The sequence below is a fragment of the Ruminococcus sp. CAG:57 genome (genome assembly GCF_000435935.1).
Classification (GTDB): domain Bacteria; phylum Bacillota; class Clostridia; order Oscillospirales; family Ruminococcaceae; genus Hominimerdicola; species Hominimerdicola aceti.
The window spans coordinates 1-12511 of sequence record NZ_FR890683.1; the positions used below are offsets into that span (position 1 = coordinate 1).

Genomic DNA, 12511 nt, shown 5'->3' on the forward strand with positions numbered 1-12511 from the left:
GGCACAGTAAGAGGTGTCGTTCAGATATCCCACGGTATGTGCGAATATTTCAGACGTTATGACGACCTCGCTGAGTTCCTCACAGGCTTAGGCTTCGCTGTCTGCGGAAACGACCACCTCGGTCATGGCGACAGTGTGAACGACAGCTCCGAGCTTGGCTACTTCTCCCCTGAACATGGCTGGGAAAACGCTGTCGAGGATATGTATACTCTCACAAAAATGATGAAACACAACTACCCTGACAAGCCGTATTTTCTTCTCGGCCACAGCATGGGAAGCTTCCTTGCAAGAGCTTTTGTCACCAAGCATGGCAGAAACCTCACAGCGGCTATCTTCTGTGGAACAAGCGGCGGCATGGAGGGTATTCCTGCTTTGCTCACCCTTGTTGACAGCCTGAAAATACTCCATGGTGATAAATATAGGAGCAACGCTGTAAATAAGCTTGCTTTCGGTGCTTATACAAGAAAAATTACCGATAAGGTCAGCGAATATGATTGGATATCCCGTGACCCTGAAATAGTTTCCACCTACGAAAAAGACCCTAAATGCAACTTTATTTTCACCCTAAACGGCTTTGAAAATCTTGCAAAGCTTTTGTGGTATGTTTCAAACGAAAAGTGGTTCTCCACCTATCCGAAAACTTTGCCTACCTATCTTATAGCAGGCAGTGCCGACCCTGTGGGAAACTACGGAAAAGGCGTACTAAACGTGTTCAACAGGCTGTCCCTCAACGGCTGTGACGTTGAGATGAAGATATACGAAAATGCACGTCACGAGCTTGTGAACGAAACCAACCGCCGCGAAGTGTATAATGATATTGCAGATTTTCTGCTCGATATCATAAGCTCTGAAATGTGTTCAGATTAAGCTGTAAGGGAGAGAAGTCAACGTGTTTGCTGTAATAAACAGTGTAGGTCTGCTGGGGCTTAATGCCTTTGCGGTCAAGGTGGAGATAGAAGCTTCAAAGGGTCTGCCCTCTTTCGATATCGTGGGGCTTGCAGACGCATCTGTAAAAGAAAGCCGTGAACGTGTGCGTTCTGCACTGCGTTCAAGCGAGATAACATTGCCTCTGAGAAAAATAATCATAAATCTTGCACCTGCCGATGTGAGAAAAACAGGCTCGGTCTATGACTTAGCCGTGGCAGTTGCACTCTTGCGAATGGCTGACCTTGTTGATGACAGTATGCTTTCCACCTCCGCTTTTATCGGTGAGCTTTCTCTCAGCGGAGAAGTAAGACCTGTTCAGGGCGTTTTGCCTATGACCATAATGGCGCAGAAAATGGGACTTTCTGAGATATATGTTCCTACCGACAATGTTCGTGAAGCTTCCGTTGTGGAGGGTATAAAAGCCTATGGCGTAAGGTCTTTACGTGAGCTTGTTTTTCACTTTGAGAAAAAGGCGGCAATAGTTCCTGCGGCACATTATAAGCCCACCGCTGAAAGCTATTTCGGAAGTCTTGATTTTGCCGACGTAAAAGGACAATCAGCGGCAAAAAAAGCATTAGAGGTCGCAGCGGCAGGCGGTCACAACGTTCTTATGATAGGTTCGCCTGGCTCAGAAAAATCAATGCTTGCAAAACGTATGCCGTCGATACTTCCTGCCATGACCTTTGAGGAGTCCATAGAAACCACAAATATCCATTCTGTGGCAGGACTTTTGGACAGCAACAGTCCTCTTATCACCGCCAGACCTTTCCGTTCACCGCATCATACAGTTTCACCAGCAGGACTTTCAGGCGGAGGCTCTGTGCCAAAGCCCGGCGAGATATCCCTTGCACATAACGGCTTGCTTTTTCTTGACGAGCTTGCAGAGTTTTCACGCCCTGCCCTTGAGATCTTACGTCAGCCTTTGGAGGACAGGCAGGTGACCATATCCAGAGTGTCAGGGTCGATAACATACCCATGTTCGTTCATGCTTATTGCTGCAATGAATCCATGTCCATGCGGATATTTTGGTCACCCCACAAGAAAGTGCATATGCTCTCCGAAACAAGTTTCAAGCTATCTTTCCAAAGTCAGCGGACCACTTCTCGACCGTTTCGACATTCATTTGGAGGTCGCACCTGTTGAGTTTGCAGATCTTTCTTCCACTGCCAAAGAGGAGTCATCAGCGTCCATAAGAGAGCGTGTTCAAAAAGCCCGTGACATACAAAACGAGCGTTTCAAAGGCACTAGCATAACCTGCAACGCACGAATAACTTCTGATATTCTTCACGAGGTCTGCCCTGTGACAGATGAGGCTTCGAAGCTTTTGGAGAACGTTTTTGACAGGCTGGGTCTTTCAGCAAGAGCCTATGACCGCATACTTAAAGTCGCACGAACTGTTGCGGATATGGACGGTGCAGAGGTCATAGACAAAAAGCATATCGCAATGGCTGTTCAGTATCGAAGCCTTGACAGAAAATACTGGAATGGGTGATATGTGCGTCACATAAAAGCTGACAGGAAACGGGCGAACTGTTCGCCCCTACTATGGCGTATTCAATACATATGATAATTGCAGACGGTTTTTATTCCGTCTGTTTTTTTGTGCAAAAAAGTACGGGAACGCCCGAAACATTCCCGTACTGTCCTTATCACAATTCTATAATTATCCCTTAAAAATTCTATTCCAAAAAAATCAATCTGCCACTGCGTTCTTTGCGATAACGTCTGCAACAAGATTTGCAGGAAGCGGCTCGTAACGTGCTTTTTCAAATGTGAACACGCCCTGACCCTGTGTCATTTGTCTCAGAAGCAACGTGAAGTCTGCCATTTCAGCCATTGGAACTTCCGCAACTATTTCTGTCATGCCCTTCTTTTCCGCAGGATTCATGCCCAGAACTCTGCCTCTTCTCTTATTAAGCTCACCCATCATGTCGCCAGTGTTATCGTCAGGTACGAAAACGCTCAAGGAGCCGATCGGTTCGAGGAGAACAGGCTCTGCCTGACGCATACCCTCTTTGTATGCGATAGAAGCTGCCATTTTGAATGCCATTTCTGAGCTGTCAACAGGGTGATATGAGCCGTCCACAAGGATAGCTTTCAGACCTACTACAGGGAAACCTGCGAGAACGCCTTTCTTTACGCTTTCCTGCAAGCCCTTTTCTACGGCTGGGAAGAAGTTCTTTGGAACTGCTCCGCCAAACACCTTTTCTTCAAATACAAGGTCGTCAGATACGCATGGCTCAAATTCTATCCAAACGTCACCATACTGACCGTGACCGCCTGACTGCTTCTTATGTCTGCCCTGCACCTTGACTTTCTTTCTGATAGTTTCACGATAGGAGATCTTAGGCACAGAAGTTTCTACTTCAACGCCGAATGTTCCTGCAAGTCTGCCCACAACTGAATCAAGGTGAAGTCCGCCCAAGGTGCTGAGTATCATTTCGTTTGTTGACGGGTCGAGCTTGTAATCTATAGTAAGATCTTCTTCCATAAGTCTTGTCATTGCGGCGGATATCTTGCTTTCATCGCCCTGCTTTTTAGCTCTTACTGCCATTTTGTAGCATGGCTTAGGGAAGGTCATAGGTGCAAACTTAACAACTCTTGCGGAGTCACAGATAGTATCGTTGGTGTTCACGTTCATCTTCATTGCAACAACGATATCTCCACAGCCTGCTTCGGCAACGTCTATCTGCTTTTTGCCCTGAAGCGTAACAAGCTTTCCGACCTTTTCGGTGCTTCCTGTGGTAGCGTTCACAACCTCCTTGTTAGGTGTAAGCTTTCCTGAAAATACCTTTATGTATGACATCTTGCCAACAAATGGGTCAGCAACTGTCTTGAATACAAATGCACTCATAGGGTCGCTTTCAACGCAAGCGACCTCAACAGCTTCGCCGTCTGCTGTTTCGCCTATCATAGCGTCCTTTTCTGACGGAGGAGGGAGCAGCAGGTCTATCTCCTTAAGGAGCATATCAACGCCTGAGAGGTCTGTGGAAGAAACGCAGGTAACAGGAGTTATAATGCCTGAGTTCATGCCGCTATGTATTCCGTCGGTAAGCTCTTTCTGTGTGAATGCTTCGCCTGAGAAGAACTTTTCAAAAAGCGCCTCGTCAGTTTCTGCAACGGCTTCGGACACGGCTTCGATAAGTCCGTCGATACGATAACCCATTTTCTCTGATACATCAGCTGTAGGCATATCAGTTTCAACTGCCTTGCCGTCTTCATACTTATATGCTTTCATCTCAATGAGATTTACATAAGAAACTATCTTTCTGTCTGCGATAACAGGCACAACAACAGGGCAAACTGTAGGTCCGAACTCTGCTTTGAGCTGAGTAAGAACGTTATTGAAGTTTGCGTTATCGTCATCAAGCTTTGTTACAACGAACATTGTAGGCTTGCCCATTTCCTTTGCAAGGTCATAAGCCTTGTGAGTACCTACACGAACGCCTGATTTACCTGATACAGTAATGAGTACGCAACCGCTTGCGGCAATGCCCTCAACAGCTTCGCCCTCGTAATCGAACATACCGGGAGTATCAAGAAGATTTACCTTGAACTCGCCAGTTTCCAAAGAAGAAAGAGATGTGTAAACAGAACATTTTCTCTTTATCTCATCAGGGGTATAATCAGAAACAGTGTTTCCGTCAGTTATCTTGCCGAGCCTGTCAGTAGCTCCGCTTTTATATAGCAGTGCCTCAGTCAGAGAGGTCTTTCCAGAACCTGCCTGACCTGCAATAGCAATATTTTTTATTTTTGTGCTGTCGTATTTTTTCAAGTTGATCGCTCCAATCTATGCCGTTGGACGGCTTAATGTGATATGCAGTATAATTATATGTATCATTTACACAAAATATATCAACCGCATAAGATAATTATATACTATTTTCACATAAATAGCAAGAGCGGAAAGAAAAATTTCTTTCGTGAATGTGAACAAAGTTTAGACTTGTTATAAAGCAGATTGCACAAGGGCGAAAGAAGTGAGGAGTGAGGAATGAGGAATTAGGAATTAGAAATTAGGAATGAGCAAAGCTGCCCTCAAGCGCCGAGCGAAGCGATTTTGCGGCGGCAGGACTTGCCCGAATATCTGTAGGGGTGCGGTTATCAGAGATGTGTGAATGCAAAAAAAGCTCCCCGAGCGTTTCGGAGAGCTTTGCGTTATTTTACCCTTATGATAGGCTGAAGCTGTATCCCTTCAAGAGCCGACTGAATAGTTTCGGGTATGAGTTCAAACTCAGCCACTATGGAGTTTGGCTTCTTTTCACAGTTGTCCTGCGCATATGGTACGAAATAGTAGTTTCTCAGATTTTGCAGATAACCTATGTTTTTAGCACACCCTGCCAGTGCGTCATTTGTCGATATGGCGATGACCACGGGACGAGCATTTCTCAGATGACTTTTTACCGCCATGGTGGCTGGAGTGTCCGTCAAGCCAAGAGCAAGCTTTGCTGCCGTGTTTGAGGTGCAGGGTGCTACTACCATGATATCACACATCTTTTTCGGGCCGATCGGCTCGGCTTCTTCTATGGTGCGTATGACCTTGCGGCCTGCTATGGTTTCAAGACGTTTGATGTTTTCTTCCGCTGTGCCAAAACGTGTAGATATAGATGCGGCGTTGAAAGACATTATTGGCACAAGCTTTGCGCCCTGCTGCACAAGCCGTTCTGCGGCGGCAAATGCCTTTTCAAAGGTGCAGAAGGAGCCGGTCATGCAAAAGCCTATTCGTATGCCGTCAAGTGACATTCTTTGTTCCCCTTTCATTCAAAATGTCCGTGACTGTTCGGGCGATTATCTCTCCTGCAGTCATAGGTGCGGCTTTGGCTGGAAGTCCCAATGCCCATACCACACGCCTGTTCAGCTTTGCGGCAGTTTCATGATCTACTCCGCCAGGTCGGGAGGCAAGGTCTATGATAAGAGATTTTTTATCCATTACGCCCAAAAGCTTTTCATCAAGTATCATGGCAGGGACGGTGTTTATTATTATAGTGTACCCCGAAATATTGTCCGCAAGAGCTGTGATAAGCTCTGCCTTATATCCTGCACCCTCGGCTTCTGCAAGCGCAGAAAGCTTTCTTGCGGATATAGTCACATCTGCGCCGACAGCCCGAAAAAGCTTAGCGCAGGCTTTCGCTACTCTACCATAGCCAATAACTAGGACGGTGGAACCGTTCACGGTGACAGCAAGCTCCTGCATGGCTATTTGCAAAGCGCCCTCCGCCGTGGGGATACAATTTCTTATAACAAGCTCCTCTCGCTTATAGTAATCCTTAACATCGAAGCCAAGAGAGGAGAAATATTCTATTTGATCACGGCGGAGCAGACCGCCTGCCACGAGTGCATTTTTCTTTAAATGCGTTGAAACGTCACTGCATGATACCTTTACATTACGGCTAGAAGAGATATCCAGCCCGTCAGCTTTCATTAGAGGGAGCACGAGAACGTCCGCCTTTTCGGTGAGCTGATCGAGATGAGCGAGGGGGATAGTGTCCTCGCCTTTATCGTCCATGCCGTAAGTATAGACCCTGCCGATTTTAGTGAGAGTCTGAGCTGTATATGTTTGTCTTGCGTCACCGCCGACGCAGAGGAAAACTGTTTTTTTCATATGGATACCTCCTATGGGACTATGCCTGATAGAGTTATATATAATTATATGTATCGGTGGGCTAAATGTTACCGGCAAAACAAAACGCCCTATCCCTGCAAAGCAAGAATTGCGGCGCTTTGATATGATATCATATTTCTATCTTGATAAACTTCGGCTCGTGCTTTTTGAAATAGGTCAGATACTTAAAGCCTGCCGCCTGCGCCATTTCTACGCCTGCGGAAATATCCCTGCCGATATCTGCGGTGCAGTGGGCGTCTGAGCCTATGGTCAATATCTCGCCACCGAGGGCTTTGTAGAGCTTCACATAGCCAAGGTCCGGGAGGGGCTTGCCGTATTTTTGCCTTAATCCCGACACATTTATCTCTATGCCCTTGCCTTTTTGAATAAGTGTACAAAAAATTTCTCTTATTATCTCATCATAAGGGGCGAGGTCTATTTGAATACCGCAATCTCCTTGGATATATCGCAGAGGATAGGTTAGGTGTCCTAAAACGTCTAACTTGCCCCATTTGCACATTTCAAGCATTTCTTTGAAATAGTCGTCAAGGAGAGCATAGATTTGCGACAAGTCCATATTTTTGTACTCTATCCAATAGAAATCGTCCTTGCCTTTATTCTGATGATGTGAGCCGATGATAAAATCAAGTCGTTTGTCGGAGGCTATCTCTTCGGCAAATTCTATATCCTGCAAAGGCTGGCCAAGCTCTATTCCGCAGAGAAAATTTAAACCCTCCAGATGCTGTGAAGCTTCATACTGGGCGACTATGCTTGCGGGGGCATACTCCCCCGAGCCGTACATCATGCCGTCTTTCAGGGCTTCAGGATCACCGTAATGGTCGGCTTTATAGCGGAAATTGCAATCGCAATGGTCAGTTATGGCAAATGCCGCCAAGCCAAGTTCTTTGGCTTTTGCTAAAGACTGTTCTACAGTTCCCTCACCATCGGGGGAAAAGCCTGTGTGGGTGTGCATATCTATAAGAGTTTTCATAGGTTCTCCTATCTGTACAAAAGTTTGTACTTATATAGAATTGTAAAGCTTTTCAAGCTGTTTTGCCGCTTCTGCCGCACGTCTTACAAAGCTGTCAGGTGCAGTATTTCGGTACATGGTGGACTTTGACATATAAAGCTCTAATGACAATGGTGGCTGGTGGTCGAGGTTTTTGAGCTTTCTGAGAAATTTCTCAAAGTTCAGGTTGCCGTCAAACGGTATCATGTGTCCGTCGGTGTTGCCGTCGTTATCGTGGATATGCAGGCAGGCAAGCTTGCTGCCGAACTTTGTCAGGCAATCGGTATGCTTTGAGAAGCAATTCTCATGACCTGTGTCATAGCAAAATTTCACGTTATCGAGGCTGCCGAACTTGTCAAACAGCACGTCAAGAAACTGCGGGAGCTGGATATTCTCAAAGGCGATATCGACGCCGTTTTCTTCTCCGCACTGTATTATCTTGGCGAAATTCTCTACACCAAAACGAGATACCTCGGGCGGAACAAGCCCGTCAGTGGGGTGACATATCATGGTTTTTATGCCGTTTTCACCGCACACTCTTACACATTCAAGTGTTCGTTGGAGGATATATTCGCTCTCTGGGCATATTGTCCAAAGGGCGTTCATGCGGTCAAACTGTGAATGGACATTTTCTATTTCCAGTCCAAAATTTCGTACAATATCATACTGCGTGTATTTTAGTCCGTCAGAAAAACCAAGCATTACACCGTCAAAGCCGTTCTCTTTTATAAGTCTTATGCGCTCCTCAAAGGGTATTTTGAAGGTGAAGTCTGCAAACATACAGCGTTTCAATCTGTTTTCCTCCTTACCAAAAACAGCGGCAGAATTGCTCTGCCGCCGTGAAAATTTAGTTTTTGAGAGAATGGAGTGGTGCAGGGATCTGTCCGCCACGATTGATGAACTTGGAAGGCGACTCTTTTTTGAGCGGCATAACAGGTCCGCAGCCAAAAAGTCCGCCCCAATCAAGTTCTTCGCCAACGCCCTTGCCAATAGCAGGGATAACTCTTACGGCGGTGGTCTTGTTGTTTACCATACCGATAGCAGCTTCGTCTGCGATGATAGCGGAAATAGTATCGGCTGGGGTATCACCCGGAATACATATCATATCAAGACCAACTGAACATACAGCAGTCATAGCTTCAAGTTTTTCAATGCAGAGCGCACCGCTCTTTGCGGCATCGATCATGCCCGCGTCCTCAGAAACAGGGATAAATGCACCTGAAAGTCCGCCTATTCTTGAGCAAGCCATTACGCCGCCCTTTTTAACTGCGTCATTGAGCAGGGCGAGAGCTGCTGTTGTGCCATGTGTACCGCACTTTTCAAGACCTATTTCCTCGAGGATATGGGCAACAGAGTCGCCTACGGCCGGAGTTGGTGCAAGTGAAAGGTCAACGATACCGAATGGAACGCCAAGACGCTTGGAAGCGATAGTTCCAACGAGCTGACCCACTCTTGTTATCTTATATGAGATCTCCTTGATAACGTCGGATATCTTTGTGATATCAGCGTCAGGATATTTTCTCAAAGCGGCTCTTACAACACCAGGACCTGATACGCCCACGTTTATCATGCAATCAGGCTCGCCAACTCCGTGGAAAGCACCTGCCATGAACGGGTTATCCTCAACTGCGTTACAGAAAACAACGAGTTTTGCTGCGCCAAAGCAGGCAGAGTCAACTGTTCTTTCTGCACACTCTCTTACAACGCCACCCATCATTTTGCAGGCATCCAGATTGATACCTGTTTTTGTTGAACCGATATTTACAGAGGAACATACTCTCTCAGTAGTAGCAAGTGCCTCTGGGATAGACTTGATAAGCTCGATATCGCCTGCGGAGAAGCCCTTTGGAACGAGGGCTGTATATCCACCGATAAGGTTTACGCCAACGTCCTTTGCGGCTCTGTCCATAGCGTGTGCAAATGGAACAGGTGAACACTTGCAGGCAGCAGACACGATAGCGATAGGGGTAACGGAAATTCTCTTATTTATGATCGGGATTCCAAGCTCCTTTTCTATCTGTTCGCCCACCTCAACAAGCCTTGCAGCTTTTGCGGTTATCTTCTTATAGACATTTTCGCAGGCAACGTTTATATCGCTGTCGATACAATCAAGCAGAGAAATGCCCATTGTGATAGTACGAATATCAAGACAATCGTCCTGTATCATTCGTATCGTTTCCAACACGTCATATGTATTAATCATTTTACAGAAATCTCCTCTTTAGATATGGTGCATACAGTTAAAAATATCCTCGTGCATTGTGTGTATCTTAACACCCATTGTCTGACCAAGCTCTGTAAGTCCGTCTGCCATGGTAGCAAAATCGGAGTTGAGCTTTGTGATGTCAACAAGCATTATCATAGCAAAGAGGTCCTGCAAAACTGACTGAGTGACCTCGATAACATTCGCATTATATTCTGCACACTTTGTGCTTACCTTTGCAAGGATACCTACAGCGTCCTTACCTATAACCGTAACAACAGCTCTCATTAATAAGACCAGCCTTTCCAAATTCATTTATATATCTTCTATTATACCACACAGCGGAGATTTTGCCAAGAGTTTTAATTATAAATATTTTATTAACGTTGGAAATGCGTTTTATGGGGCGACGGTCAAGGCAGGTGGTTTGCGGTGAACGAAACGGGCGAACATTGTTCGCCCCTACCCATATTTGTACGAATTACAAAAAAATTCGTAAAAAAAATCAAAAACGTTGAAGTGCAAAAAAAAGCGGGGTGTCAGATTTCTGCAAAACAAAAAAAGTTTGATGAGCGGGACGTCAATTTCTGTGAGCTTGCGAGCAGAAATTTCGCCGCTCCCCTACAAAAAACGCCCCCATTTAGGGGACGTTCTTGTATTATTTTTCTGTTCTGAATGGTGCGAGTGGTATGCCTGTTTCGTTGAAGATAGTTACCTCGCAATAGTTGAACCAGTTATATCTTGCATATAGAGGTTTTTCAACAGCGTCTGACTTGATGAAAATTTTACTGCCGTTTATGGTGATATCGGCTTTTACGAACTCTTCGTCCTTGCCTGCTATCTCAAAGCCCTGTGCTTCGCCCTTTACTACAAAGCCGTTTTCGGCATGGTCAAAGCTAAGCTCTATACCACCGTTTTTATACTCCAGCGACTTATAGATAGGTCCAAATGCTTTTACGTCCATGCCGTAGAAAAGCTTTTCTGCCTGCAAACAAAGTCTTTCGCCAACGGGTACTTTATTCTTTGGGTGAATCTCGTTGAACTCACCGCAATCTGAGATAACAGCTATTCCTGTATTTTTCACTGTTTTATATGCTCTCATCTGTGCTTCTCTTATTTTACACCAATGCTTATAATCAGGGTCTGCGGCATATTTGAACATAGGCAGCTGGACGATTATGAACGGAAGCTCATCGTCGCCCCACTTCTCTCTCCAAAGCCTGATAAGAGATGTGAGGAGGGTGTAATAGCTGTCAGGCTTATGGTCGTCAGACTCGCCCTGATAATAGAGGAAGCCTTTTATTGTATAAGGACAAACTCTTGACACCATAGTCTCGAAAAGTCCTGTTGGGCGGAATGGGTTTACGCAGTTTATTGGACCCGGCCAATTCTTATCGCCAAGGATCTCGTTGGCTTTCTCCCAGCTCATTGTTGGGTCTTTTTGCAGAAGCTCCCCGTATTTTTTATCCCACACACGCTCAAATTTCTGATAATCTCTGTATTCTTTTATCTGCTCCTCTACAGTTTTGCCCTCAATACGTTTTTCATACTCGTCTATGTAGCTTCTTATTTCAGCGTTGTTTTCAAGGGTCGGTCTGTCTACCCATGCGGAGGCTGATGTGCCGCCCCAGTTACAGCCGATAAGTCCTACTGTTACGCCAAGGTCTTTGGCAAGCTTTCTTCCAAAGAAAAAGCCGACTGCACTCCATGCCCTTGAATTATCTTTTGAAGCCTGTGACCATGCGGTATTGTTTTCGTCCTCATAGAACATTTCGTCAAGGGTGCCACGCTTTTGAGTGTAATAAAATCTTACGTTGCAATCAGGGGTGAGGTTTTCGAGGACTTCTTTGCCGCCCTTTGCGTTTTGAAGTTCAAGCTCCATATTTGACTGACCGCCGCAGAACCACACTTCGCCTATCATGATACGGCAGAATTTTTTCTCTGTACAGCCGTCTGAAACTGTCATTTCATACTCTCCGCCAGCACTCATTGGAGGGAGAACGGCTGTCCACCTGCCGTCGCAGACCTGCGTCTGGACTGACACGCCGTTGAGCGTTACGGTGACAGTTCTTTCCTCGTCCCCAAGTCCCCAGACTGTTATGTTCTTGTCACGCTGGAGCACCATATCGTTTGAAAAAATATTTGCTACTTTTAACATACTTCTTTCACCTTTCAATACCTATAAAAATTCAATATTCAAAAAGATATCATCGCCTCAGGCGATACCTTAATTCCTCACTCCTAACTCCTCACTTACAGTGTGTGGTAGAAAAGAATGATATCCTCAAAGACGCCCTCTTTGTTTTCAAAGCCCTTCGGTACAGTGCCGAGCTTAACAAAGCCGAGGTTTTCGTAAAGCTTTACCGCCTTGACATTTGACGCAACAACGGCATTGAACTGGAGCACCTTAAAGCCTTTCTGCTTTGCTATGAAAAGACAATGTTCGACTATGACCTTGCCTGCTCCTTTTCCACGGCAGGTGCTTTTTACGGCATAGCTTGCGTTTGCGATATGTCCGCATCTGCCAACGTTATTAGGGTGGAGGATATACATTCCTACAGTTTCGCCCTCATACTCTGCAACACCGCAGAATGTTTGTGAAGCAAAAAACTTTTTCGCACCCTCATAGTCGAGAGTTTCTTTCTGTGGGAAGGCATTGCCCTCTTTTACAACTTCGTTCCATATCTCTGCCATTGCAGGAACGTCATCAATATTGTAACCTCTTACGGTCACGTTTTTCATTTTTGCCATTTTGGATACTTCTCCATAA

General features: G+C 45.7%; 11 protein-coding genes. 2 read left to right on the forward strand and 9 right to left on the reverse strand.

Translation table 11 applies throughout. The features are described from left to right. On the forward strand, positions 1 to 867 hold an 867-nt coding region (locus tag QVO88_RS00605), incomplete at its 5' end, for an alpha/beta fold hydrolase (protein ID WP_288177667.1). 22 nt (positions 868 to 889) lie between these two features. Then, entirely contained in the window at positions 890 to 2419 is a 1530-nt protein-coding gene (locus QVO88_RS00610) for a YifB family Mg chelatase-like AAA ATPase (RefSeq protein WP_022286594.1), read from the forward strand. A gap of 201 nt (positions 2420 to 2620) precedes the next feature. Here the strand turns inward: QVO88_RS00610 and QVO88_RS00615 are convergent, their stop codons facing one another. From QVO88_RS00615 to QVO88_RS00655, 9 genes are all read right to left on the reverse strand, one after another. Further along, entirely contained in the window at positions 2621 to 4702 is a 2082-nt protein-coding gene (locus QVO88_RS00615; RefSeq protein ID WP_022286595.1) for a translation factor GTPase family protein, read from the reverse strand. A gap of 383 nt (positions 4703 to 5085) precedes the next feature. Then, positions 5086 to 5688: a dipicolinate synthase subunit B gene (locus QVO88_RS00620; RefSeq protein ID WP_148303556.1), complete on the reverse strand. Its 603-nt coding sequence runs from the start codon at positions 5686 to 5688 to the stop codon at positions 5086 to 5088. Next, positions 5660 to 6529 (reverse strand): dipicolinate synthase subunit DpsA, encoded by an 870-nt coding sequence (locus QVO88_RS00625; RefSeq protein WP_022286597.1) that lies wholly within the window; start codon positions 6527 to 6529, stop codon positions 5660 to 5662. Before QVO88_RS00625 ends, QVO88_RS00620 begins: the two co-directional genes overlap by 29 nt. 130 nt (positions 6530 to 6659) lie before the next feature. Further along, entirely contained in the window at positions 6660 to 7520 is an 861-nt protein-coding gene (locus tag QVO88_RS00630) for a histidinol-phosphatase HisJ family protein (protein WP_022286598.1), read from the reverse strand. A 30-nt stretch (positions 7521 to 7550) separates the two neighbouring features. Further along, positions 7551 to 8330 (reverse strand): sugar phosphate isomerase/epimerase, encoded by a 780-nt coding sequence (locus QVO88_RS00635; protein WP_022286599.1) that lies wholly within the window; start codon positions 8328 to 8330, stop codon positions 7551 to 7553. A gap of 55 nt (positions 8331 to 8385) precedes the next feature. Continuing rightward, positions 8386 to 9741 (reverse strand): PFL family protein, encoded by a 1356-nt coding sequence (locus QVO88_RS00640; protein WP_022286600.1) that lies wholly within the window; start codon positions 9739 to 9741, stop codon positions 8386 to 8388. 18 nt (positions 9742 to 9759) lie between these two features. Continuing rightward, the gene (locus QVO88_RS00645; RefSeq protein WP_022286601.1) at positions 9760 to 10029 is read right to left on the reverse strand and encodes an ACT domain-containing protein; all 270 of its coding nucleotides are present in this window, start codon (positions 10027 to 10029) and stop codon (positions 9760 to 9762) included. Between the two features lie 370 nt (positions 10030 to 10399). After that, entirely contained in the window at positions 10400 to 11899 is a 1500-nt protein-coding gene (locus QVO88_RS00650; RefSeq protein ID WP_022286602.1) for a sialate O-acetylesterase, read from the reverse strand. 95 nt (positions 11900 to 11994) lie between these two features. Further along, a complete protein-coding gene (locus QVO88_RS00655; RefSeq protein WP_046441384.1) occupies positions 11995 to 12483 on the reverse strand; it encodes a GNAT family N-acetyltransferase in 489 nt (162 codons plus the stop codon). Between the last annotated feature and the right edge of the window lie 28 nt (positions 12484 to 12511).